This window comes from Arthrobacter caoxuetaonis (assembly GCF_023921125.1).
In the GTDB taxonomy this organism is placed as follows: Bacteria; Actinomycetota; Actinomycetes; order Actinomycetales; family Micrococcaceae; genus Arthrobacter_B; species Arthrobacter_B caoxuetaonis.
Window position 1 is genome coordinate 3,479,240 of record NZ_CP099466.1, and the last position, 24,059, is coordinate 3,503,298.

Here is a 24,059-nt window from a genome sequence, read left to right on the forward strand (position 1 = left end):
GTTTGCAGGGAATGAATGGGTTAGCGGAAGGCGCCGGTGCCGGCGATCGAGCGCCCGACAATCAGGGCGTTGATGTCGTGGGTGCCTTCGTAGGAATAGACAGCCTCAGCATCGGCATGGAAACGGGCGACGCCGGTGTCCAGGGTGATCCCGTTGCCTCCGACCACTTCGCGCGCCAGGGCGACGGTCTCCCGGAGCGAGGTGCAGGTGAACATCTTCGCCAGTGCGGAATCCTCGTCCCGGAAGATGCCTTCTTCCTGGCGCTGGGTCAGCCGGACGACCATGCCCAGTGACGCCGTCAGGTTGGCCAGCATGGTGGCGAGCTTCTGCTGCGTGAGCTGGAAAGAGGCCAGCGGGCGGCCGAACTGTTCCCGTTCCAAGGTGTAGCGCACGGCCGCCTCATATGCGCCCGCCTGCATGCCGGCGGCGATCCAGGCGACGTCGGAGCGCAGCCGGCGCATCAGCGCGGCCACGTCCTTGAACGAGTTGATGTTCGCCAGCCGCGCCGAGTCCGGAACCCGGACGGAGCGCAGTTCAATGTCGGCATTCTGCATCATTCGCAGGGAGGTCTTGCGCAGGATCTTGGTCAGGGTCACACCCGGCGCTTCGCGCGGCACGAGGAAGGCCTTGACCTGTCCGTCTGCCTCGTCCCGGGCGAAGACGGCAAGCACGTCCGCCGTAGCGGCGCCGCCGATCCAGCGCTTGGCGCCGTCGATGATCCACTCATCGCCTTCGCGCCGGGCCGAAGTTGCCAGTCCGCCGGCAATGTCCGAGCCGTGCTCCGGTTCGGTCAGCGCGAAGACGCCAGTGAGCTCGAAGGACCGGATTTTCGGGTCCAGTTCCGCGGCCTGCTCGGCGCTGCCGCCGTGCAGCACGGTGGAGCGGAACAGTCCGGACTGCGCGTTGTAGAACGTAGCCACGGAAGCATCCGTGCGGGCCAGCTCAAAGTTGCGGAAGCCGCCGTACAGGCCGGACGTGCGCCCCTGGCTGTCGGCGACGCCGTCGGGCGCCATCAGGTTCAGGTCCACGAGCGGCTGGCGAATTTGGTACGGGAACTCACCGGCTTCCCAGTAGTCCGCCAGCAGCGGGGCCACCTGGGAGTCCAGGACAGCGCGCAGCTTTCCCAGCACTTCCTGCTCGGCACCGCTGAGCAGGTCGGAGTAGCCGTACCGGTCCGCGGCGTACAGGGGTTCTGTAGTTCCTGCGGTGCTCATGAGCCCAGGCCCAGCAGCCGGACGGCGTTTTCCTTCAGGATCTTGGGCCGCACCTCGTCCTTCAACGGCAGGTCCTCGAAGGCACGCATCCACTTCTGCGGAGTGATCAGCGGGTAGTCGGTGCCGAAGAGCACCTTGTCCTGCAGGACGGAGTTGGAGAGCTTCACCAGCGACTCCGGGAAGTACTTGGGCGACCAGCCGGACAGGTCGATGAAGACGTTCGACTTGTGGGTGGCGATCGAGTTGGCTTCGTCCTGCCACGGCACCGACGGGTGCGCCATGATGATCTGGAACCCGGGGAAATCCGCGGCGACATCATCCAGCAGCAGCGGGTTCGAGTAGCCCAGCTTGATTCCGGACCCGCCGGGGGTGCCGGCGCCCATGCCGTTCTGCCCGGTATGGAAGACCGCAGGCAGGCCGAGCTGCTCCAGGGCTTCCCACAGCGGGTAATAGCGTTCGTCCGACGGATTGAAGCCCTGCAGGCTGGGGTGGAACTTGAACCCGCGGACCCCGTAGTCCTCGGCCAGCAGTTTCGCCCGGTCGATGGCTTCCGCACCGGTGAGCGGATCCACCGATCCAAACGGGATCAGCACGTCGTTGTTCCGGGCCGCGCCCTCGGCGATGTCTTCGATGCTGTTCGGCTCGTGCTTCAACCGCGTCCGGGCGTCCACCGTGAAGACTACTGCGGCCATGTTCAGCTCGCGGTAGGTCGCCGCGATGTCATCGAGCGACGGCGTCCGTTCCTCGGTCTTGAAGTACTTGCTGGAGGCGTCCATCAGGTCCTGCGGCAGCGAGACGTGTCCGTGCCCGTCAATTTCGATATGCACATGCATGTCGATCGCGGTGAGCGAGTCAACGTCCAGGCCCAGCTCGTAGCGGGTGGGTGCCATGGCTACTTCGCCGCCGCTTCGGGCTGGAGCTCGGCGGGCAGCGGCGGGAACTTCTCCCCCACACTCTGCTGCTGCCCGGCGAACGGGAACGCCGACGCGAGATCCGCATAGGACCAGCCGCCGTCACGGTACTCAGTGGCCACAGCCTCAGGATGGGACCACAGCTGCAAACGGTCCCCGCCCACACCAATCGCCTGACCCGTGATCCCGGCAGCTTCCTCCGACGCCAGGAACGCCACCAGCCCGGCAACATCCTCCGCCGTACCAAAACCCAGGTCCTTGCGGAAGAAATCAGGCATCGCCTCACCGCGCTCGTCCGCTTCCACGGCGGCAGCGAAATACGGGACCGTCTTCGTCATCGCCGTCGCAGCCACCGGAATCACCGCATTGGCAGTCACACCGGCCTTCTTCATCTCCATCGCCCAGGTCCGCACCATGCCCACGATCCCGGCCTTCGCCGCAGCGTAGTTGGTCTGTCCGAAGTTTCCGCGCTGCCCGGTCGGGGAACCGATCGTGATGATCCGGCCGGCCACGTTGTGTTCCTTGAAGTAGGCATAGGCCTCCCGCACACAGGTGAACGTCCCGCGCAGGTGCACGTTGATCACCAGGTCAAAGTCCTCATCGGTCATCTTCAGCAGCGACTTATCGCGCAGTACCCCGGCATTGGTCACCAGGATGTCCAGGCCGCCGAAGTTCTCCACCGCAGCATCCACCAGGGCCTTCGCCGTCTCGGTGGACCCCACCGGGGCAACAACAGCCACGGCACGCCCGCCGTCGGCCGTGATCACCGCGACTGCCTCCTCAGCCACAGAAGCATCGACGTCGTTCACCACCACAGCCGCACCCTGCCGGGCCAGCTCCCGGGCGTAAGCGAGGCCCAGCCCCCGCCCGCTGCCGGTAACAATCGCGACTTTGCCGTCCAGGGACATGATGACTCCTTCTTCCCGGCAGCACCGGGCTCCGTTGACCTGCTCTTTTGTTCCATCCTGACGGGAATGATTGAGAAAGTCAACGGTTGATTAAGGCACTCATTATGTCGCCGGCGCAGCGGGCTGGCTGCTGCCTTCGGGTGGGCTGGCTAAGCCAGAATTACGGCAGTTCGCCCGAAAGCCGGTCCTGCATGGAGAGCGAGGAGTCGTTCAGCCCGATGATCCGGACAGCTTTGCCCCGGCTGCGGTACTTCTCGGTGATCGCATCCAGCGCGGCGACAGTGGAGGCATCCCAGACGTGCGAAGCGCCCAGGTCGATCACAACGTCAGCCGGATCAAGGGCGTACTCGAACTGGGTGTAGAGGTCGTTGGAGGAGGCGAAGAACAGCTCACCGTGAACCACGTAAGTGACCTTGGCGCCGTCGCCGTCCACCATGCGCTGCACGGTGACGAAGTGCGCCACGCGGCGGGCGAAAAGCACCATCGCAGCCAACACGCCTGCTCCGACGCCGATGGCGAGGTTATGCGTGAGCACCGTGGCCAGGACGGTGATGAGCATGACGGCGGTCTCCGACTTGGGCATCCGGCGCAGGGTGGACGGGCGGATGCTGTGCCAGTCGAAGGCCGCATAAGCGACGAAGATCATCACGGCGACGAGCGCAGCCATCGGAATCAGGGCCACGATGTCGCCGAGGACCACCACCAGGATAAGCAGGAAAACGCCGGCCAGGAACGTCGAGATCCGGGTGCGGGCGCCCGAGGCCTTGACGTTCATCATGGTCTGGCCGACGACGGCGCAGCCGCCCATGCCGCCGAAGAATCCGGTAACGATGTTGGCGATGCCCTGCCCGGCGGCCTCCCGCGGCTTAGAGGACCGGGTGTCTGTGATGTCATCCACCAGCTTGGCGGTCAGCAGGGATTCGAGCAGTCCCACAAAGGCCATGGCCACGGCATAGGGAAGAATCCGTTCGAGGGTTTCCAGGCTCAGCGGAACGTCCGGGAACAGCAGCGCGGGCAGCGAATCGGGAAGTTCACCCTTGTCCCCCACAGTCGGGATGTTCCAGCCGGCTGCCACCGCAGCAATTGTGAGGACCACAATCGCGACCAGCGGCGCGGGCACCGCCGTCGTCAGCCGCGGCAGGCCAAAGACGATCACCAGTCCGGCGGCGACAACCGGGTAGACCAGCCACGGCACCCCGGTCAGCTCCGGCAGCTGGGAGGAAAACACCAGGATGGCGAGGGCGTTGACGAATCCCACCATGACGGAGCGCGGGATGAAGCGCATCAGCTTCGCAACGCCTGCGAGGGCCAGCAGGATCTGCAGGACACCGGCCAGGATTACCGTGGGCACGAGGTACTCGACGCCGTAGTTGGCCACCACGGGCGCGATCACGAGGGCGACGGCCCCGGTGGCAGCGGAGATCATCGCCGGCCTGCCGCCTACGAACGCAATGGTTACGGCCATGGTGAAGGAAGCGAACAGGCCCATGCGCGGGTCGACGCCAGCGATCACCGAGAACGCAATGGCTTCCGGAATGAGCGCCAGTGCGACGACGAGTCCGGCCAGCACTTCGGTCTTCAGCAGGCGCGGCGAGCGCAGCGTGGTGAGGACCGTCTGCCGGGGTGCGGGAGCAGGCATTGGGGCTGGTGCCGGCGTTGGTATCGGAGCAGGAAAAGACAAGGCGGTTCCGTTCAGGTGCGGGGAAGTCCGGCGGCCGGGGCGGATTGCCGGGGCCGTACATCGGATCCGGTTCCAGATTACCGCCGCGTGTTCTGAGTCCCTCTTCAGGCCCCGGCGGGCGGTCCGGCCAATAATGGGTCCATGCCCGATCCACTGCCGCCCTGGCCTCCCACCACCCCCGCCTTCGGCCGTGTTTTACTGCGCCAGGTGACTGGCGCAGATGCCGGCATGGCCCGGGCGCTGGCTTCGGATCCCTATGTGACCGCCACCGGCACTCTTCCGCTGCACGCCAGTGAGCAGGAAGCGCTGGCCTGGGTAAAGCGCCAGCGGGGACGTCACCGCGAAGGCAGAGGGTTCTCCTTCACCATTGAAGAGCAGGCATCCGGCCTTCCGGTTGGACATTGCGGCCTGTGGCTGCAGCATCTCACGGACGGATACGCGAGCGCGGGCTACGCCGTCGCCCCTGAATTCCGTGGCAGAGGTTTCGCCGCCGAGGCCCTGGCCGCGCTGACTGCCTTCGGCTGGTCCCTGGCCGGTCTCGAGCGGATCGAGCTGTTTATTGAGCCCTGGAATACCGCGTCGGTCCGAACCGCCGAGCGTGCCGGGTATGCCCCGGCGGGTGTGCGCCGGAATTATCCGCTGACCGGCGGCGAGCGGCGGGACATGCGGGTTTATGCCGCGCTGCGCCCTATGGGTCCAGCCGCCGATAAGGCACGGTAAGACCGTCAAAAGGCCCTGGCCACCCAGGTGCGGCCGCGTCACAAAGATTGCGGTCCACGACCGGAACGCCAAGGTCTGGGAACATAGCCGAATACTCATGCGCAGCGGAAAAGCGTGTTCCCTGCGGGCACCGGAAGGAACGTGGTTTGTTTACCGGACTCAGTGCTTTTCCCCTGACACCGATGCAGGACGACGCCGTGGACGAGGCAGCGTTTGCCTGCCTGGTGGAACGGCTGGCTGCCTCGGACGTGGATTCGATCGCGGTGCTGGGCAGCACCGGATCCTACGCCTATCTGAGCCCCGGTGAACGCCGGCGCGTTGTGCAGCTGGCCGCTGCGAACACCGGCTCGAAGCCGCTGATCGTGGGTGTCGGCGCCCTCCGCACCTCCGAGGTGCTGGCAAATGTGCGGGCCGCCGAAGATTCCGGGGCCGCAGGGATCCTGCTTGCCCCGGTGAGTTACCAGGCCCTTACGGACGGCGACGTTTATGGCCTGTTCCGCGACGTCACCGACGCCACGGACCTGCCGGTCATCATTTACGACAACCCCGGCACGACGCATTTCACCTTCAGCACTGAGCTGTACGGACAGATCGCGGCACTGCCCGGCATCGCCTCGATCAAGATCCCCCCGGTTACCGCCGCGGCCGCAGCAGGGCGGGTCAGCGCCGTCCGTGCGGTTATCCCGGACCACGTCACCATCGGAATCTCAGGCGATGCGGCTGCTGCGGATGGGCTGAACGCCGGCTGCGACGCCTGGTACTCCGCCGTGGCCGGCACCCTCCCCGAACCGGCGCTGGCGATCCTGCGCGCCGCCCGCGAGGGCAGGCCGCACGACGCCGCCGCTGAGTCTGCCCGGCTGGCGCCGCTTTGGGAGCTCTTTGCCGAACACGGCAGCCTGCGGGTCATCGCCGCCGTAGCTGAGCATCTGGGCTTCGCCCCGCGGAACTGCCTGCCCCGCCCGCTGCGCGGACTGGACGCTGAGGACCGCAGGCGGGTGGCCGGCGTCGTCGATGCCCTGGGCTTCACCGCCGGGTAGGCAGGGTAGGCAGGGCCAACGGTGGACTGCAGCGGGCACAGCCGATGCGGCACGGGAACGAATTAGTCAGCTGCGGGGCGAAGAGGCGCATCAGAGGGCTGCAAGACGCTTTCGGTGGACCGAACTGTAACCCTTACGGGCCCTGCCCCGTGCCCACCCGGGTGGCCGGTTATGCCCGGCGTGCCAGGTCGTACAGCTGCCGCAGGGCCGCAGCCTCGGTCTGCTCCAACACCTTGGCCGGATCGCCCTCGAAGGAATGCCGGGCATGGCCGGTTTCTCCCCGGAGGCTCCAGCCAATGTAGACGGTTCCCGCCGGCTGGCCCTCGAGCGGACCGGGACCGCCCGCACCGGTGGTGGAAATGGTCAGGTCGGCATCGAAGAGCTTTGCTGCACCAGCTGCCATCTCTTCGGCGCACCGGGCGCTCACGACCGGACCAGCACTGACGCCAAGCACTGCGTGTTTAATTTCCGTCATGTAGGCGACGATCCCCCCGCTCAACCACGAACCCGTGTCCCCGCCTTTTCCAAGCACGCCAGTGAGGTTTCCGCAGGTCAGGGACTCTGCGAGCGCGACCGTCAAACCTGCGCGGGTGACCTCTTCTGCGACGAGGTCCGGGAGTTGATTCAGAGGCTCAGTTCCGGCATCCATAAAGGCCTTTTGCCACCTTTCTGCGTTCTTATGCTATTGATTACTAACGGTACTTACTATTTCATCACGCGCGGCTCCGGTGCTTTGACGGCCCGCCGCCACAACACGAACGGGGGTCCGATGTGAGGGCGCGAGAATCCATCCGGGTCGCCAGTGTTCCTTCCGGTCACGTGTATATCCGCCACCTGGCTCCGCTTCCCGGTGCGGCCGGGGAACTTCCCGCCGTCGTCCGCCTCCCGGACCCGGACCCCGACTCTCCGGACCGCGCAGCCACGGAGAAGTGGTGGCCGCCGGTGATGCTCCATGCCGGCTGGATCGAGGAAAATGCCTCATCGTTCGACGTTTTCCACATCCACTTTGGGTTCGACGCCCAGGATCCGCGGGACCTCCAGGAAGCGGTCAGCGCCCTGAAGCGCCACGGCAAGCCGCTGGTGTACACGGTGCATGACCTGCGCAATCCCCACCACGAGTCGCCCGCAGCCCATGATGCCCACCTTGATGTCCTGATCCCTGCCGCTGACGAGCTCATCACCCTCACCGCGGGCGCAGCCGCGGAAATCGAACGCCGCTGGGGCCGGTTGGCCCGGGTTCTCCCGCATCCGCACGTCGTCGAACTTGAGACCATGGCCGGTTTTGCCCGTCCCCACAAAGCCAACGGGCCTTTCCGGGTAGGTGTACACGTTAAGAGCCTGCGGGCGAGTATGGAACCGCTGCCGGTCATCCGTGCCCTGCTGGAAGCCGCACGCGAGGACGGCTCCATGGTGGTGCAGGTCAACGGGCACTGCGATGTGCTGCAGCCCGACGGCGCCCGGTACAACGCCGAGCTGGCGCAGTTCCTGCGGGACCATTCGGGATCCGGCGAGCTGGAGGTGAAGATCCACGACTTCCTGCCCGACGACGAGCTGTGGGAATATCTCGCCGGCCTGGACCTGTCAGTACTGCCGTACCGCTTCGGCACGCACTCCGGCTGGCTTGAAGCCTGCCGGGACCTGGGCACAGCCGTTGCCGCTCCGGACTGCGGTTTCTACGCGGACCAGGGGCCGGTCTTCAGCTATTCCCACAATGAGGCCGGGCTGGACGCTGCGTCTCTGAAGGCCGCCGTCCTGGCAGCCCGCGGCGCCGGGCCTCCGAACCCGCTTACCGCAGCTGACCGCGCCCGGCAGCGGGACACAATCGCGCGGGCCCACGCAGAGCTGTACGCGTCACTGCTGGACCGCATCGGGGTGCTGCAGTGAGACTGTGCATCGTCGGGCCGTCCCGCTTTCCGATCAGTGAACCGTTTGCCGGCGGTCTCGAGGCACACACCCATGCGCTGGTCTCGGCGCTGCGCTCCCGGGGGCACGACATCACGCTCTTTGCGGCCGCCGGATCTGACCCGGACCTGCAGGTGGAGTTCCTTGAGGTGCCCGCGTTCGAAATGAGTGCAGCCGCCCGGAACGACGTCGGAGCACTGCCGGAACAGTGGATGGCAGAGCACCACGCCTACCTCTCGCTCATGCTCGACCTCGCCGAGCACGGACACCACAGGTACGACGCCGTCCTGAACACGAGCATCCATCACCTGCCCGTTGCGATGTCACGGATGCTGCACGTTCCGCTGGTGACTATCCTGCACACCCCTCCCGTGGGCTGGATCGAGTCGGCCATCCGGGTGCGCGGTGACCTGACCCGTTTCATCGCTGTCAGCAACCACACCCGCAACGCGTGGGCGCCGCTGGTCGAATCCACGGCCATCCTCAATGGCGTGGATACCCGCAAGTGGGAGCAGGGGCCAGGCGGCGGAGCGCCGATCTGGTTTGGACGCATCGTTCCCGAAAAGGGCACGGCCCTTGCCATACGCGCCGCGAAACTGGCGGGGATGCCGCTGGATCTCGCCGGACCGGTCTTCGACCGCGCCTACTTTGAATCCGAGATAGAGCCGCACCTGGACGGCAGCATCCGGTATCTGGGCCACCTCGACCACGTCCAGCTCCGCCGCGCCGTCCGGAACGCCTGCGCAGCACTGGTGACACCGCGCTGGGATGAGCCCTACGGATTGGTGGCCGCAGAAGCGCTGGCCGCCGGCACGCCGGTTGCCGCTTTCGAACGCGGAGCACTCCCGGAGATCCTGACGGAGGACTGCGGGCGCCTGGCCCCGCCGGACGACGTCGACGCCCTGGCTTCCGGCCTCCGCGAGGCAGCCGGACTGGACCGCGGGGCTGCCCGCCGCCGGGCCGAGGCGTTCTGCTCCCACGACCGGATGGTGGATGAATACGAGTCCCTGCTCCTGGCCGCGGGGAGCCAAACGGTGGCCGCATGATCGGGTATTACATCCACCACCAGGGCATGGGCCACCTGCGCAGGGCGCAGGCAATCGCTGCCGAACTTCCACCCGGGAGTGTCACCGGACTGTCCTCGCTGCCGTGCCCCGCGGACTGGGACGGACCCTGGATCCGGCTGGAGCGCGATGACCTCAGTCCCGGCCCGCAGGCGGTTGATGCGAACGGCCAGCTGCACTGGGTCCCGGTCCACGACGCCGGCCTTCGGGAGCGCATGGGCCAGCTCTCTGCCTGGATCCGCCGTGCAGAGCCGTCCGTGCTGGTTGCGGACGTCTCCGTGGAAGTGGCCGTGCTCGCCCGCCTGCACGGCGTGCCCGTTGTCTCCGTTGCACTGCCCGGAGTCCGCGAAGACCCCGCGCATACGCTCGGCTTCGGTGTCTCCGACGCCCTGATCGCCGCCTGGCCGCGCCAGGCCACGGGCATGCTGTACACCGGGGATCCCGAACTGGCTGCCCGGGTAACACCGGTCGGCGCGATTTCCGGCCACCCCGTGACGGAGGGCCGTCCGCCCGGACCGGTCACCCGTGTGGTTGTGCTCGGCGGCGCCGGCGGCGGAGGAATGAGCGACGCCGACATCCAGTCCGCGCGGGCGCAGACACCCGGCGTGGAATGGGACGCGGTAGGAACCAACCCCGGCAACCGGACCGCCGATCCCCTGCCCCGGCTTCGCGCCGCTTCCCTGGTGGTAACGCACGCCGGCCAGGGCGCCGTCGCCGATGTGGCGGCCGCAGGCATTCCTGCCGTGATTGTTCCGCAGGAACGGCCGCACGAGGAACAATTCACCACCGCGCGGGTCCTTGGCTCAATGGCGGGAATTCCGGCCATCGTGACCTCTGCCTTCGCCCGGCAGGACTGGGCAAAAGTGCTCGCAGAAGCCGCTGCCTTGGATGGCCGGAACTGGTTCCTGTGGAATGACGGACGCGGCGCAGCACGGGCTGCTGCCATCATCTCCGCCGTCGCGGAAGGCATGGAGGCGGACCATGTGACCCTGCCGGCAGGGACCCGCACGTGAAAACCAGCGTCATCACCCTGGCCCACGGACGGCATGCCCACCTGGCTGCCCAGCAGCAGGCACTGCTCAGGTCCACCCGGCTCCCAGACGACTACATCGTTGTGGCGATGGCGGACCCGGAGATTCCCGGCCGCTTCCCCGATCCGCTGCTCTCGGGAACGGTCATCGAGGTCCCCGCTTCCGGCTCTGCCCTTCCGCTCGCAGCTGCCCGGAACGCAGGAGCCCGGGCGGCTTTGGACCGGGGCGCCGGGCTCCTGGTCTTTTTGGACGTGGACTGCCTGCCCGCCCCGGAACTTCTTGCAGGCTACGCATCGGCTGCGAGGGACGAAGCCGCAGCCGGCCGGCTGCTCTGCGGACCGGTGACCTACCTGGATCCGCCGGGGCAGGCCGGCTACGACCTGGACGTGCTTGGCACTCTGGACGCGCCCCATCCGGCCCGGCCGGCACCAGGTCCCGGGGAGATCGTTCCCGACGAGAACCCGGACTTGTTCTGGTCGCTCTCTTTTGCGCTCACAGCCGCTGATTGGCACCGGATCGGCGGATTCTGCGAGGACTACACCGGCTACGGCGGAGAAGACACCGACTTTGCCCGGGTGGCACAGCGCCGAGGCATCGGGCTGGCCTGGATCGGGGCGGCGCGGGCCTATCACCAGTGGCATCCAACCCAGGATCCCCCCGTGCAGCATCTGGCCGACATTTTGCGAAACGCAAACCTCTTCCATGACCGCTGGGGCACCTGGCCCATGGGTGGCTGGCTGGAGGGATTCCGCAAGCTGGGCCTGATGCGGGGTGGGACGGACGAGGTTCCCTGCACGCTCACGCAGCCGGCGCCGCACCCAGCCTGACCGGGGCAGCGGGGTCCCCAGCGCCAGTACGGCCGGACCGGACAGCCTGCCGGCCGGCAAACCGTCGCCGCAGGACACGCCTGCTGTGTGCCGCCGTCGTAATCCGTGCCCCTGCATAGGGGATACCTCCGGCGAGCCGGAAGACCAGCGCCGCCCAGATGCTCACCGACCTCTCCAGCAGCCAGGCCGGAGCCCAGAGGGCGGACGACGGCGGGAACACCCGGGTGCCGCCGGCACGCCTCCTGCCCGCCTCGGCAATTCCGGCAGCCGTGGCTGCCGCGGCCAGCGGCAGCAACGGCCAGCGCCGGCGTCCGAGCAGCACTCCCGGCAGCAGGGATAGCTCCAGGGCCAGGCGTGCGGGCTGGGCGAAGTCGTCGTAAGCCTGGCGGACCCGCTGCCGAAGGAAGTGCCCGGCCGCGCAGGGTTTGCGGGGAATGAACAGCGACCGCGCCACGACTTCCCGGCCCCCCGCGGAGCGGACGGTCCGGATCAGCTCCAGATTCTCGAACAGGACGTCGCCGTCGTAGCCGTGCGTGGCCAGCAGCGCCGAACGCCGCACCCCCAGCGTTCCAGGATAGTCTGCGCCCAGCGCCCGGTTCAGCAGGCTTCGCGCGGTATCCCAGCGGGCGTGCCAGGGCAGGTCGGAGAAGTAGTTTTGCGGCCGCACCACGTCTGCGGACTGCAGGAGGTCCGCGACCCGGCGGAAGGAATCCGCGGTGTACCGCACGTCGTCGTCGGCAATCACCAGAGTCTTGGTGCGGGCGTGCCGAATTCCGGTCAGCACTCCGGAAACCTTGCCGTTCAGGCAGGCGTATTCCGGGCGCAGGTGCACAACGCCGGCGGGAAGGAGCCGCGAATGTTCTGCGAACACCTCCGGCGGCGACCCGTCAACTACCAGCACGGCGGACCAGGACAGCACCCGCTGAAGATACCCGGGCAGGTCGCCAAGTCCTCCGGCACGGCCACGTTTCAGCGGCAGGATGTATGTCGCTGACGGAGTTTCTGCGCTCCGTTCCAGACCCAGCTGCTCAGTCATGCAGGGATTATAAACATGAATAAATAAGCCTGCTTAGCACTTCACATCCCGGCTCAAACTGGTTAGGTTCTTGGGCATGGGTCCGTCGCTGCCGGTCCGAACCGAGCGGCCGGAGCGCCAATGGCGGTGGATCTTCCCCCAGTGTTTGGAGAGTGGAACCGTGTTTTTTCACAAACAGGAACTGCAGTTCAAAGCAACCCCGGACAACCCCGACGCCGTCTATGCCAGGAAGCTGCAGGAAGTGCTGGGCGGGCAGTACGGTGAGATCACAGTGGCCCTGCAGTACAGCTTCCAGGCGTGGAACACCCACATTCCGGGAAAGTACCGGGACCTGCTCTTTGGCATCGGCGCGGAAGAGTTCGGCCACGTCGAGATGCTCGCCACCATGATCGCCCAGCTCCTGGAAAAGGCCCCGCTGGGAATCACCGATGATGCCGTGCAGTCCGATCCGGCCATCGCCGCCGTCATCGGCGGCACCGACATGCAGCAGGCAATCGTTGCGGGTGCCGGAGCACGGCCTGTGGACAGCAACGGCAACCCCTGGCAGGGCAGCTACGTAACCGCCAGCGGCAACCTGCTCGCCGATTTCACGGCGAACGCCAACGCTGAAATGCAGGGACGCGTCCAGGTCGCCCGGCTCTACCATATGACCGATGACTCCGGTGTCCGTGACTTGCTTTCCTTCCTGCTGGCAAGGGACACCATGCACCAGAACCAGTGGCTCGCCGCTGCGCGCGAACTGCAGGAGGAGGGCGCGGAGTCACTGCCGGTGCCAAGCAACTTCCCGATCAACAAGGAAGAGCGCTCGGTCTCCTACCAGTACCTGAACTTCTCCGACGGGGCTGCCGCAGCAGAGGGCTCCTGGGCTTCCGGGCCGACGCCGGACGGCAAGGGAGAGTTCACCTACCACGACGGTCCCACCACCTCGGCACCGATGCCGCCGCCCACCCACCCGGATTCGCGGTTCTACGGCACCACGGAACTGCCGAACACGGTGGAAAAGGTTGCCGGTGCCGTCCAGGACAAGCTGCGCCGCGAGTAGGCACCTGAAAGAGATAAAGGGCGGGTGCCGGCCGAAGCCGGCACCCGCCCTCCCCTACTGCAAAAGCCGGCAGACGATCCTGCCGTGATTTTGCAGCGCATCAGCGCAGCAACGTCAGCGTTGCAGGATGCGGACTACCGGCTTCCTCACAGTACCCCCCACAGCCCAGAGCTTAAGGGGTGGAACGGTTTAAAACAAGGCGGATGACCGGTTTTATCCGCCGGTGGTTTTTCGGATCAGCTCACCGGAAGTGTCCCGCGCATCATCGGAGAGGACACCGGGCAGGACCATGGCCCACATCTCGTCCACCCGGCGCGAGAGGTCAGCCCGTTCCGTGAGAACGGCCGAGACGATGTGCACCCCGGTGAGGGAGGATACGACGAACCGCGCAAGGGAGTCCGGATCCAGGTCGCCGCGAAGCTCTCCGCGCTGCTGGGCCTCGCGGGCCAGCCGGCCCATGAGGGCAATCCAGTCCTCGTAGGGCTGGCGGACGTCCTCGTCAAAGGAGGATGCCTCCAGCGTCAGGCGCGATCCAGCACGGACCATGGGCTCGGTGAGGAGGTTCGCTGCGAAACGCCGGCACATCAGGATCATCGATTCCAGCGGCGGAAATCCCTGCTTGAGCAACTCTTCATTTTGCGCGGAGACGAATGAATGCTGTTCGGTTATGACCGCCCTGGCAAGGTCTTCCTTGGACGGGAAATGGAAGTAGAGGGCACCTTTGGTGACTTTGGCCCGGTCGGCCACCTGGCTCAAGGAGGCGCGGCCGTAGCCGTACTCCTCAAAAACCGATGCTGCCCCCGCGAGAATGGCATCGCGCGTGGCCTTGGCCCTGTCCTGCAGATCTCTGATGGCGGTTCCTTCGCTATGGACTTCCCCCCAGGTTCCAAGGTAGATGCAAAGTGATAGATATCGAAAAGGGTTACGGCAGAACGAAGGCTGGGAACAGGAATTCCGTGATCTTCCATTCCGGAGACCGGCGCCGGTTGGTAGCCTCGGGGCACTGTGGCCGCATTGCGCCCGATCAAAGGAGATCGTCCATGCCCAACCTCGCCGGCATTCTTCCCGACACCGCCGCCCGGCTTCCGGACCACACGGCCCTGAAGATCAACGACACGGTGATCAGCTACTCCATGCTGAACGCCATGAGTTCCAAGGTCGCCGGGCTCCTGCGGGCCCGCGGCGTGCAGCGCGGGGACAGGGTGGCGCTGATGATGCCCAACATTCCTCCGATGGCTTCGGTCTACTACGGCGTCCTGCGCTACGGTGCCGTCGTCGTCCCCATGAATCCCCTGCTCAAGGGACGGGAGGTCGCCTACACTCTCCGGGACTCGGGCGCGGGGCTGCTCTTCGCCTTCGAACTGATGCTGCCTGAGGCCAATGCCGGAGCCGAAGAAGCCGGCGGAGTGGACGTCATTCCAGTCAACACCGGCAGTTTCCGGCAGCTGCTGGCCGACTCGGAATCGGATGAGGCAGTAGCCGACGTCGACGGCAGTGACACCGCCGTCATCCTCTACACCTCCGGAACCACCGGACGGCCGAAAGGGGCAGCGCTGAGCCATGACAACCTCCTGAGCAACGCGGAAGTGGCCTCCAATCTCCTGGACACGGGAGAAAACGATGTAATCTTCGGCGGGCTGCCCTTCTTCCACGTCTTCGGCCAGACGTCAGCCCTGAATGCCGGGGTAATGACCGGAGCCAGCATCAGCCTGCTGCCCCGGTTCGACGCCGGTGCCGCACTGGAGATCATCGAACGGGACAAGGTCACCATCTTCCAGGGTGTACCGGCCATGTATATCGGCATGCTGCGGCACCCGAACGTTGCCACCACGGACAAGTCCTCAGTCCGCGGAGCCATCACCGGCGGATCAGCCATGCCGCTGGAAGTCCTGCGGGAGTTCGAGGAAGTATTCGGCACGGATCTGCTGGAGGGGTACGGCCTCTCAGAGACCTCACCGATCGTTTCCTTCAACCTGCCGGGGGACAACCGGAGGCCCGGCTCGATCGGCAAACCGGTCTACGGCATGGAGGTACGGGTGCTCGACGGCGAAGGCCACGACGTACCCATCGGCGGGATCGGGGAAATTGCCGTGCGCGGCCTCGGCGTCATGAAGGGGTATTGGAACAATCCCGAAGCCACCGCGGAAGCGATTCCGGACGACTGGTTCCGCACCGGGGACCTCGGCCGGTTCGACGACGACGGAAACATCTACATCGTGGACCGCAAAAAGGACATGATCCTGCGGGGCGGCTACAACGTGTACCCGCGCGAGGTGGAAGAAGTCCTCTACGAACACCCGGCGGTGGCGGAAGCTGCCGTCGTCGGCATGCCGGACGAGCTCAACGGTGAAGAGGTGGCAGCGGTGATCGGCCTCAAGGCGGAAGCCGTGCCGGCCACCGATGAAGCCCGCCAGGCCCTGGCCGACGAGATCCAGGCCTTCGCCAAGGACCGGCTGGCCGCTTATAAGTATCCGCGGCGGGTGGTGTTCACCGATGAACTCCCGAAGGGTCCCACCGGCAAAATCCTCAAGCGTGAAATCCGCGTGGAACCAGCCGGCTCAACGATGCCGGCGGAAAGCCTCGAAACCTAGGCCGGACCGTCCGGAACGGGAATGGATCCGCGCTTACCGGCCGACTTTGCCGGTAAGCGCGGCCACCGGCCGCAGGAAGATCGGCCGTGCCGCAACCCAGGCCGCCACCATGATGACCACTGAAGCAGCGAAGAACCAGAAGCCGGTCCATCCGGTGCCGTCGGACGCCGCGTACATATGGTTCAGGTTCCTCAGGGCGCCCGTCGCCAGCACCAGCGTGACGTGCACGATGATGAAGAGCACGAAGTAGATCATGACGGGGAAGTGCAGCGCCCGGGCCGCTTGGATCGGGAAAGCCCGGTTCAGCCGCGGTGCCTTGGCGGGCCACGACGGCGACATCCGCAGGCCAGTGAGGATGGCCAGCGGCGCGGCGATGAAGACAATGGAGAAGTAGGAGAGCAGCTGGAGGGCGTTGTAGCTGACCCAGCCGCTCTCGGTCGGCCAGTCCAGCGAGGCGTACTGCAGGGCTGTTGACGCTGCATTCGGGAAGATGTCCCAGCTGGTGGGGACCAGGCGCATCCACTGTCCGGTCGCGAACAGCAGGACATAGAAAACCAGGCCGTTCAGCACCCAGAGGACGTCAAGGCTGAGGTGGAACCACAGGTCAAGGCTCATGCGCTTGGGCTGGTTCTTCGTGCGGATCAGGCCTTTGTTGTTCCTGGTCCAGGATCCGATGGACCGCTGCCGCGTCCGGATCATCCATCCGGACCGTATGATCAGCAGGAGCAGCAGGGAGTTTAGGAAGTGCTGCCAGCCCACCCAGGCCGGGATTCCAACGGGCGCACCATCGGGCAGCGCCGAGTGGCCCGGATAGGCCGCCAGGAAATCCTGGGCTCCGGGCGTTTCCCTCAGCCAGCGTGCAGCGAGCACCACGGCTGCCAGCAGCAGCAGGGCCGCGGGGATCATCCAGGCCAGCTTGAGCCAGCGGGAACGGGCCGCCGTGGCAGCGGTGCGGCTCATGCGGCACCCGCCGCGCCAGTCCGGCCACGTGATCCTGCTCCGGGGCACAGCGCCGTGCCCACCGGAGTGGATAGGTAAATCTTCACGGTTCCCCCGTATTGTCGTGCCGCTTTTTCTGTTTTGTCCTGCCGGGCGAGCCTACCCGAAATGGTGCCCTACAGGCGCCGGCTTCCACCCGTTTGAGGTGGTGCTTCCAGGGGAACTGCCTCGCCGCCAAGCGCCGGAACATCCGTGTGCTTGTCAGTCCTGACCAGGATCAGGCCCGTCACGATCAAAGCTCCTCCGACCATCTGGACAGCTCCCGGCAGTTCGGACAGCAGGAGCCAGGCCCACAGCACGGCAAAGAGCACTTCTGTCAGCGACACGAAGGAAGCAACCCTGGGCCCGAGGGCGCGGGCGGCGATGATCCCCGTGACGTAGGCGAGCACGGTGGAGAGCAGCACCAGACCGGCCAGCGGGACCCACCAGCGGGTCACCCAACCGGCCAGTTCCACGTCCTGGGTGGTGAATCCGGTGGGCAGCACCCCTGTGAGTCCCAGGAGCACCATGGACGCCGCCCCGACCAGCAGGCCGCCGGCAGTGAGCACCAGCGGCGGAAGGGTCTCGTTCTGCTTCGCCGTGATGAAAAAGTACATCGCCAGGCACACGGCAGCTGCCAGCCCCCAGATGACCCCAATGGGGTCGACCCGAACATCTCCGGCCAGGTCCAGTACCAGGACCAGGCCGACGACGGCGGCCGCCGCTCCCAGCATCGTCGCCGTCCCGGGACGGCGGCGGGTTCGGAACCACATCCACAGCACGATCAGCACCGGTGCAAGGAACTCCAGCAGCAGCGCCACGCCCACTGAGAGCCGTTCGACGGCATTGAAATAGAAGAACTGGCAGCCGGCGACGCCCACCAGGCCGAACAGGACGATGGTCTTCCAGTTCTGCCTGACCTGGTACCAGCGGCCGTGGAGGGCAATCAGGGCCGGAACCAGAAGCACGGCGGCGGCCCCGCCCATCCGGAAAGCGACGGCCGTGGCCGGGGTCCACCCCGCTTCCATCAGGGATTTCGCAAAGGAGCCCGAAAGACCGAAAACCGCGGAAGAAAGGAGGGCGATGAGGATGCCGGAAGCTCCGGCAGCGGCAGCCGGTGGCATTGCTCCCGGACCGGATGTGGACTGAGCCATGGTGGACCTTTCGAGGTGGCAGGCCCGCTCCCCCATGGATCATGTCACGAGCTAAAAGGGCCTATGCTTGTGACACTAAGGCGGGCAATGTCAGGAGTCAAGATGGTTTTCGCTTATGACACAGAGGTAGCGCTGGCGAGCGCCGCCGCACTGGTGAACACCGCCTTCCTCGACCCCGATCCGCTGGCCGACGACCCCGGCCTCACCCTGTTCCTGGAACAGGAGCGTTTCTCGGGATCGCGGACGCATACCGCAGCCGAACGGCAGGCGGTGCAACGGCTGCGCACCGACCTGCTGCAGTTGTGGGACAGCAGCGAGGAAACGCTTGCCCAGGGGATCAACCGCCTGCTGGCCAGCTCCCAGGCACTTCCCCAGCTGGTCCGGCACGACGGCTGGGGCTGGCACCTGCACTGCACGCCCCCCGATGCGGACCTGGCTGACCGGATGGCGACGGAGGCCGCCATGGCACTTGCCGACGTCGTCCGGGCCGGTGAACTGGAACGCCTCCGGATCTGCGCCGCACCGGACTGCAGCGGCGTCCTGATCGACCTGTCCCGCAACCGGTCCCGCCGCTACTGCGGGACGGGCAACTGCGGCAACCGCGAAAATGTGCGCGCCTACCGGCGTCGGCTGGCGTCGAACCTGCTGGAAAACCAGCAGCCCTACGGGTTGCCGTAGCAAGCTTCGCCCGCCACTCTGACGGTCCGGTTAGCGGCGGTGCAGGTCGCGGCGGCCGGCACCGCAAGCGGAAGGCAGCCGCCGAAAGCACCAGCCTGCCTATGATCCGGCACCGGCGGCGTCCTAGACTTGTCGGGTCGAGCAGTACGGCGCCTGTTCACACCTGCCTCCAGGAGCGCCTCATGGAGCACAAACTGCGGTCTGCCGTTCCTCCCCGTACCGCCTGGATCCTGATCGGAGCGAGTGTCCTTTTTTGGGTCCTGTCTGCGCTGGGGCTGCTGCAAATGCCCGCCTCAGTGCCGCCGATGCTGATGTTTTTGTGGCTGTACCTGAATGCCTTCGCAATGCTGGCCAGCACTGTTGCCGTTGCCGCAGCCGTGGCAGCACTGGTATTGCACCGCCGCAGCGCCGGGCCGGCAGATGCCAGGGAAGCTCCGGCCGTGACGTCCCTCGATGCAGCCGAAGAAACCGGCCTGGATCAGCTGCTGGGAGACACCCCGCCGGCTGTGCAGCCCGCCGTCGCTCCTGCAGGAAAAGGCGGACGCCGGCAAACCGGACGTCCATCGCGCCGCAAACGGAAGAAGCGCCAGGGCTCCGGACCTAAGCCGGACTAAGCGTCGGTGCCCGGTTTCCCGGGAACATCGGCGGCGTCAGGATCCCCCGGCGTTTCGCCGGCCGGGTTCTTCTTTTCCGGGGCACCAACACTTCCGGCACCGCCCGGAATCTTTGCCGAGGCACGGTGGACACCGGAGCCTTCACTCAGGTGTTCCGGGTTCGGCTTTTCCGTCATCAGCAGAAGGGAGGAAATCAGCAAAGAGGCGATGAAGGCGATCCCGGCGGCCGTCAGGCCGAGGTCCACCCGAAGCTCCTTGGTGGCGCCGCCGGTGGCAAAGATCATGGTGGTGATACCGGCGATCACGGCCAGGACTGCGGAGAAAACCAGCGGGGCCTTCACGGAATTCCGTTTCTGGGTCCCACCGGGCTGGCTCTTGGCCACTATTTGTCCTCCTGCGTTGTCGACTGGCGGTCTTCTACCCCAAGTAGAAGCCGCGGATAGTCCTAGTTTACGGCCTGTGAGTGTTCCGTTGATTCCGGCGTCAGGCTTGCGTCATGACGCAGCCCCAGACCCGAAATCGCCAGGACCACGGCAATGATCACGGCGGAACCGCCGCTGACGCCCAGGAGTGCCCGGACGTGGGTGCCCTCAGCCAATGCCAGGAAGAGCGGCATCAGCACGGCGGCACCGACCGCTGCGGCACCGGTAATGAGCCAGTCACGGGCCGGTGTGAACGTCTTGCGGACGCGGAACCAGAACACGAGTTCAATGAGGCCGCCCATCAGCAGGGCAGCACCGGCCACGTAGGCGAACACAGTGGTGGACTGCACTGCGGCCACCACGATGCCTGCCGCCGCGTAGACGACAGCTGACACCAGCAGAGCCCCCGGGACCCGCGCGATGTCGCAGGAGCGGGCCAGGGAAGACATGCGCCAGAGGCTGACACCGGTCAGCAGGAGGTAGGCGGCACCTGCGGCGGCCAAGACAGCCAAAGTGGGGTCCTGCCAGAAGATCGTGATCCCGCCGTACACAGCAGCAATGGCGGAACGGAGAAGGATCGGGCCCCAAGGTGCCTTGGAGTGGGGTGCGCCCACGGTAAGCCTCCGCTTTCAGGTTGGTGGTCGGCCGGTCCGGCCGATCATTAGCTTAGTCCTTTGTCCTGGCCGGTGCCGCACCGGTAACCATCCAGGCTTCGCCCCGGGCGCGCAGGGTGAGGGTCACCGCCCGCGCGGCCATATAGCCAAGTCCGAAAGCAGCCCACAGCCACGCAATGCCGGAGCCGCCCTCCAGGCCGGACGAGTGGACCCACCACAGCAGGGGCAGATAGGCGAGCAGGTTTACCACGCCCGTGAGTGCCAGGTACTTCGCGTCACCCGCACCAATGAGGACGCCGTCCAGGACGAACACCAGCCCGCAGATGGGCTGGGCCGCAGCCAAGACCCACAGCCCTGCGGTAAGTGCCTGCTGCACGCCGGTATCCGGGGTGAAGATCCAGCCCACGAACGGGGCGGACACCGCGAGAAGCAGCCCGGTGAGTACGCCAAACCCGATCCCCCACACCGACATTTTGCGGGTCAGGGCACGGGTCAGCTCTCGGTTCCCGGCACCAAGCTCCTTGCCGATCATTGCCTGGGCCGCAATGGCCAGCGCATCCAGCGCGAAGGCCAGGAACGTGAAGAAAGTCATAACCAGCTGGTGGGCTGCCAGGGACACCGGCCCCTGCGCCGTGGCGACCAGGACGGCCGCCAGGACAGCGATCCGCAGGCTGAGCGTGCGCAGCATCAGCCAGGAGCCGACGTGCATGCTCGCAGCGATTCCGGCACGGGACGGCCACAGCGGCACGGATTCCCGTTTCGCCATGCGTCCCACCATCACCAGATAGACCGCGGCCATTCCGCACTGGCTGATGCTCGTGCCCATCGCAGCGCCCGCGACGGAAAGATCGAGCCCGTACACCAGCAGGAAGTTCAGTGCGATATTCACGCTGAAGCCCGCAACCGCTACGACCAGGGGAGTCCTGGTGTCCTGCAGTCCGCGCAGCACCCCGGTAGCTGCCAGCACCACCAGCATCGCCGTCAGTCCCGGCATGGACCAGCGGAGGTACTCCACCGCATAGCGGTGCACCTCGCCGTCAGCGCCCATAGCTCCGGCCAGCCAGGGAGCAAGGAGGATCCCGGCCAGCGAAAGCACTGCGCCAAGGATGACCGCCAGCGCAATTCCGTCACGGCCTGCGGCTACAGCTTCACGCTGCCGGTTTCCGCCGAGGTACCGGGCCACCGTACCGGTGGTCGAATAGGCAAGGAAAACCATCAGGCCGACGGCGGTCTGCAGCACCGTGGAGGCCAGGCCAACACCGGCGAGCTGGTTCACTCCCAGGTGCCCGACGATCGCCGCATCGGTCAGCAGGAACAGCGGCTCCGCGATCAGTGCGCCAAGCGCCGGAAGCGCCAGGGCCAGGATTCGCCGGCCGAGTCCGCTGGTGGTTGCCGGGGTCCGCGTTGTCACGTTTCCAGCCTACGGCTGGCCGGCTTAGGCCGCAGTTCGTGCTCCCGCTTGCCGGGGAGGGTCGCTGCCAGGACGGCTGCGAGGAGCATCAGGAGCCCTACGAACCCAGCCAGGGCGGGCCAGCCCGCTGATTGGAAGAACAGTCCGCCGGCCCATCCGATCAGGCTGGAGCCGCCGTAATACGCCAGGTTGTACAGCGATGAGGCCTGGGCTTTTCCTTCGGAAGCGAGCACCGGTACCCAGCCGGAGGCAATGGCGTGCGCTCCGAAGAAGCCGGCGGTAAAAATAATGAGCCCCGTGATGACGGCAGCCAGGGACTCGAACAACGTGACCGCCAGGCCCGCTGCCATGACCGCCGTACTGGCAAGGAGGACGTTTCGGCGCCCGCCGGCCAGCATTCCCGCAGCCTTCCCTGCTGCCCGTGAGGACCACGTCCCGGCCAAGTACGCCAGGAACAGGGAGCTGGCCAGGGCCTGCGGGAGGTTGAACGGCGGAAGGCCCAGCCGGAAACCGAGATAGTTGTACACAGCCACGAAGCCGCCCATTAAAAGGAACGCCTGCGCGTAGAGCACCAGTTGCCGGCGTGATCGCAGGTTTACCCCAAGGCGGGCCGCGAGTCCGGGGCCGCCTTTCTGCTTGGGGCTCGGGCTCCAGCCGCGTTGCCGGGGCGCAGAGAGCATAAAAACAACGGCGGAGACCGCTGCCAGCAGGCTCACCGCCGCAACACCGATACGCCAGTTGGAATATTCACTCACCGGAGCTGCCACGATGCGGCCTGCGAGACCGCCGATGGTCGTTCCGGACACATACGTCCCCGCGGCGACGGCGGCGTGAACCGGGCTGACTTCCTCACTGAGGTAAGCCAGCGCGACGGCGGGGATTCCGCCGAGCGCCGCGCCCTCGACAAAGCGCAGCAGCAGCAGGACGGAGAAGTCTGTGGCGAGAGGTACCAACAGTCCCAGGACCACAGCGGCAATGATCGCGGTCCGCATGACGGGCAGCCGTCCGAATCGGTCTGCGGCAGCGGACCAGGGGATGACGGCGGCAGCCAAACCCAAGGTTGCCGCCGAGACGCTCAGGGCCGCGGTGGCTGCGCTGATCCCAAAGTCCTCGGACAATTGCGGCAGCAGCCCCTGAACGGAGTAGAGCTGGGCGAAAGTGGCCAGTCCAGCGGCAGCCAGGCCGACCAGGACGCCGCGGTAACCAGCACTGCCCTTCGGATGTCCGGTGAAGCCTGACGGATTAGCCACGCGAGGCACTTCCGCCCTCGGTGCTGCTCTCCGGTACGGACAGGCCTGCGGCGGCGGGAGCCAGGACGGCCAGTTCGCGCGCCAGGTTGGATCGCGCTGCCTCTCCCCAGAGTGCCTCGGCACGGCCGGTACGGAACACGGTGCCATTTCCGAGGAGCGCCTGGAGCACGGTGCGGCGACCGGCACGGAATGCATCCTCCTCGACGTGTCCGTATTCCCGCCGGATGTCGGCGGCATAGCGGTCATACGCTTCGGCGGTTTGTCCCAGCACGGACAGGTCCGCGTCACAAAGAAGCGCCCCGTGCCGATCGTCCGGTTCCGGATCGTGGCCGGCTGTGAGCCGGACGAGTCGGGCTGCTTCCTCCACCTCGCCAGCGCTGATGCCCGCTTCGGGCAGCAGCGTCTCGGCCAGTACGGCCGAGGACTCCTCGTCCCTTCCGGGAACGCCGTCGTACACAGCGTCGTGGAACCAGGCCGCCAGCAGCACCGGACGGTCGGTTGCCCCCAGGGTGTGCAGTGCTTCGAGGACCTGGAGCAGGTGCCGGCGGTCGTGGTAGCGGCGGTGCGGCTCTCCCCACCGGTTGAGCAGCTCCGCACCCACCTCTTCGGCTCCGGGAACCAGCGAGTCCCAGCGCCGGCGCAGCGGATGTACCAGGGAGGCGGCCCGTTCCCGTGCGGGGATGCGGAGCCCTCCGGCGATCAGCGCACGGACCAGTGTCCGCCCGTCGACCGCCCGCGCTCCGGCTCGGACCAACTCGTCGTAGCGGTGCTCCGGAACGTCGTAGTGGTCCTGGTCAAAGGCACGGCGCGGGATACGGGCCGCTGCGGCAAACTCGTGCAGCTCTTCCAGCGAGGTGTCTGAGACCAGGTGGGAAAAGCACGTGTTGTGAGCAGGCCAGAGCGGCGGATCGATGTAGATCAAGCCGGTTCACTCAGGTGGATAACAGGGACCATTCCTCCATGCTTAGTCCACA

24 protein-coding genes are annotated in these 24,059 nt (G+C 66.4%); 10 read left to right on the forward strand and 14 right to left on the reverse strand.

Features of this window, described 5'->3' with window-relative positions; all coding sequences use genetic code 11:
* Positions 1–20 precede the first annotated feature (20 nt).
* The 4 genes from NF551_RS16150 to NF551_RS16165 form a co-directional block, all read right to left on the reverse strand.
* A complete protein-coding gene (locus NF551_RS16150) occupies positions 21–1,214 on the reverse strand; it encodes an acyl-CoA dehydrogenase family protein (RefSeq protein ID WP_227896107.1) in 1,194 nt (397 codons plus the stop codon).
* Complete coding sequence (locus tag NF551_RS16155) at positions 1,211–2,104, reverse strand: amidohydrolase family protein (RefSeq protein ID WP_227896108.1); 894 nt, start codon at positions 2,102–2,104, stop codon at positions 1,211–1,213. Before NF551_RS16155 ends, NF551_RS16150 begins: the two co-directional genes overlap by 4 nt.
* 2 nt (positions 2,105–2,106) lie before the next feature.
* Positions 2,107–3,033, reverse strand: coding sequence for an SDR family NAD(P)-dependent oxidoreductase (locus tag NF551_RS16160; protein ID WP_252604970.1), 927 nt, complete (start codon positions 3,031–3,033; stop codon positions 2,107–2,109).
* Between the two features lie 160 nt (positions 3,034–3,193).
* On the reverse strand, positions 3,194–4,672 hold the full coding sequence (locus NF551_RS16165; protein WP_227896363.1) for a SulP family inorganic anion transporter: 1,479 nt from the start codon (positions 4,670–4,672) through the stop codon (positions 3,194–3,196).
* Between the two features lie 183 nt (positions 4,673–4,855).
* Between NF551_RS16165 and NF551_RS16170 the strand changes: the two genes are divergently transcribed.
* Together NF551_RS16170 and NF551_RS16175 are read left to right on the forward strand one after the other, a co-directional pair.
* Positions 4,856–5,434 (forward strand): GNAT family N-acetyltransferase, encoded by a 579-nt coding sequence (locus NF551_RS16170; RefSeq protein ID WP_227896364.1) that lies wholly within the window; start codon positions 4,856–4,858, stop codon positions 5,432–5,434.
* Between the two features lie 146 nt (positions 5,435–5,580).
* Entirely contained in the window at positions 5,581–6,471 is an 891-nt protein-coding gene (locus NF551_RS16175; RefSeq protein ID WP_227896365.1) for a dihydrodipicolinate synthase family protein, read from the forward strand.
* Between the two features lie 169 nt (positions 6,472–6,640).
* Here NF551_RS16175 and NF551_RS16180 read toward each other — a convergent pair whose 3' ends face one another.
* On the reverse strand, positions 6,641–7,120 hold the full coding sequence (locus tag NF551_RS16180; RefSeq protein WP_227896366.1) for a CinA family protein: 480 nt from the start codon (positions 7,118–7,120) through the stop codon (positions 6,641–6,643).
* Positions 7,121–7,290: 170 nt separating this feature from the next.
* Here NF551_RS16180 and NF551_RS16185 point away from each other — a divergent pair, with 170 nt between their 5' ends.
* From NF551_RS16185 to NF551_RS16200, 4 genes are read left to right on the forward strand one after another with little or no spacing between them, the layout of a single operon-like run.
* The gene (locus NF551_RS16185) at positions 7,291–8,355 is read left to right on the forward strand and encodes a glycosyltransferase family protein (RefSeq protein WP_252604971.1); all 1,065 of its coding nucleotides are present in this window, start codon (positions 7,291–7,293) and stop codon (positions 8,353–8,355) included.
* Complete coding sequence (locus tag NF551_RS16190) at positions 8,352–9,419, forward strand: glycosyltransferase (RefSeq protein WP_227896368.1); 1,068 nt, start codon at positions 8,352–8,354, stop codon at positions 9,417–9,419. Before NF551_RS16185 ends, NF551_RS16190 begins: the two co-directional genes overlap by 4 nt.
* Positions 9,416–10,450 (forward strand): glycosyltransferase, encoded by a 1,035-nt coding sequence (locus NF551_RS16195; RefSeq protein ID WP_227896369.1) that lies wholly within the window; start codon positions 9,416–9,418, stop codon positions 10,448–10,450. The genes NF551_RS16190 and NF551_RS16195 overlap by 4 nt, the downstream gene beginning before the upstream one ends.
* Positions 10,447–11,295 (forward strand): glycosyltransferase family 2 protein, encoded by an 849-nt coding sequence (locus tag NF551_RS16200; protein WP_227896370.1) that lies wholly within the window; start codon positions 10,447–10,449, stop codon positions 11,293–11,295. Before NF551_RS16195 ends, NF551_RS16200 begins: the two co-directional genes overlap by 4 nt.
* Here the strand turns inward: NF551_RS16200 and NF551_RS16205 are convergent.
* A complete protein-coding gene (locus NF551_RS16205) occupies positions 11,267–12,331 on the reverse strand; it encodes a glycosyltransferase family 2 protein (RefSeq protein WP_227896371.1) in 1,065 nt (354 codons plus the stop codon). The two genes, NF551_RS16200 and NF551_RS16205, sit on opposite strands and share 29 nt — an antisense overlap.
* A gap of 160 nt (positions 12,332–12,491) precedes the next feature.
* Here NF551_RS16205 and NF551_RS16210 point away from each other — a divergent pair, with 160 nt between their 5' ends.
* Positions 12,492–13,373 carry a manganese catalase gene (locus tag NF551_RS16210; RefSeq protein ID WP_227896372.1) on the forward strand — a complete coding sequence of 294 codons (882 nt, stop codon included), beginning with the start codon at positions 12,492–12,494 and terminating at the stop codon, positions 13,371–13,373.
* Between the two features lie 213 nt (positions 13,374–13,586).
* On the opposite strand, the gene NF551_RS16215 is transcribed toward NF551_RS16210, so the two are convergent.
* Positions 13,587–14,270: a ScbR family autoregulator-binding transcription factor gene (locus tag NF551_RS16215; RefSeq protein WP_341482275.1), complete on the reverse strand. Its 684-nt coding sequence runs from the start codon at positions 14,268–14,270 to the stop codon at positions 13,587–13,589.
* 143 nt (positions 14,271–14,413) lie between these two features.
* Between NF551_RS16215 and NF551_RS16220 the strand changes: the two genes are divergently transcribed.
* Positions 14,414–15,964, forward strand: coding sequence for a long-chain-fatty-acid--CoA ligase (locus NF551_RS16220; protein ID WP_227896373.1), 1,551 nt, complete (start codon positions 14,414–14,416; stop codon positions 15,962–15,964).
* A gap of 33 nt (positions 15,965–15,997) precedes the next feature.
* Here the strand turns inward: NF551_RS16220 and NF551_RS16225 are convergent, their stop codons facing one another.
* Together NF551_RS16225 and NF551_RS16230 are read right to left on the reverse strand one after the other, a co-directional pair.
* Positions 15,998–16,924, reverse strand: a complete 927-nt coding sequence (locus tag NF551_RS16225; RefSeq protein WP_227896374.1) for a cytochrome b/b6 domain-containing protein — start codon at positions 16,922–16,924, stop codon at positions 15,998–16,000.
* A 155-nt stretch (positions 16,925–17,079) separates the two neighbouring features.
* Complete coding sequence (locus NF551_RS16230; protein WP_227896375.1) at positions 17,080–18,096, reverse strand: EamA family transporter; 1,017 nt, start codon at positions 18,094–18,096, stop codon at positions 17,080–17,082.
* A 102-nt stretch (positions 18,097–18,198) separates the two neighbouring features.
* Between NF551_RS16230 and NF551_RS16235 the strand changes: the two genes are divergently transcribed.
* Positions 18,199–18,774: a CGNR zinc finger domain-containing protein gene (locus tag NF551_RS16235; RefSeq protein ID WP_227896446.1), complete on the forward strand. Its 576-nt coding sequence runs from the start codon at positions 18,199–18,201 to the stop codon at positions 18,772–18,774.
* Between the two features lie 182 nt (positions 18,775–18,956).
* The gene (locus tag NF551_RS16240; RefSeq protein ID WP_227896376.1) at positions 18,957–19,388 is read left to right on the forward strand and encodes a hypothetical protein; all 432 of its coding nucleotides are present in this window, start codon (positions 18,957–18,959) and stop codon (positions 19,386–19,388) included.
* Here NF551_RS16240 and NF551_RS16245 read toward each other — a convergent pair.
* The 5 genes from NF551_RS16245 to NF551_RS16265 all read right to left on the reverse strand — a co-directional run bounded on the left by NF551_RS16245 (position 19,385) and on the right by NF551_RS16265 (position 24,007).
* Positions 19,385–19,771, reverse strand: a complete 387-nt coding sequence (locus NF551_RS16245; RefSeq protein WP_227896377.1) for a hypothetical protein — start codon at positions 19,769–19,771, stop codon at positions 19,385–19,387. The two genes, NF551_RS16240 and NF551_RS16245, sit on opposite strands and share 4 nt — an antisense overlap.
* Positions 19,772–19,833: 62 nt before the next feature.
* Positions 19,834–20,424: a DUF308 domain-containing protein gene (locus NF551_RS16250; RefSeq protein ID WP_227896378.1), complete on the reverse strand. Its 591-nt coding sequence runs from the start codon at positions 20,422–20,424 to the stop codon at positions 19,834–19,836.
* A gap of 52 nt (positions 20,425–20,476) precedes the next feature.
* Positions 20,477–21,835, reverse strand: coding sequence for an MATE family efflux transporter (locus tag NF551_RS16255; protein ID WP_227896379.1), 1,359 nt, complete (start codon positions 21,833–21,835; stop codon positions 20,477–20,479).
* Positions 21,832–23,085, reverse strand: a complete 1,254-nt coding sequence (locus NF551_RS16260) for an MFS transporter (protein ID WP_227896380.1) — start codon at positions 23,083–23,085, stop codon at positions 21,832–21,834. The genes NF551_RS16255 and NF551_RS16260 overlap by 4 nt, the downstream gene beginning before the upstream one ends.
* Positions 23,078–24,007 (reverse strand): DUF4031 domain-containing protein, encoded by a 930-nt coding sequence (locus NF551_RS16265; protein WP_227896381.1) that lies wholly within the window; start codon positions 24,005–24,007, stop codon positions 23,078–23,080. Before NF551_RS16265 ends, NF551_RS16260 begins: the two co-directional genes overlap by 8 nt.
* Positions 24,008–24,059 lie beyond the last annotated feature (52 nt).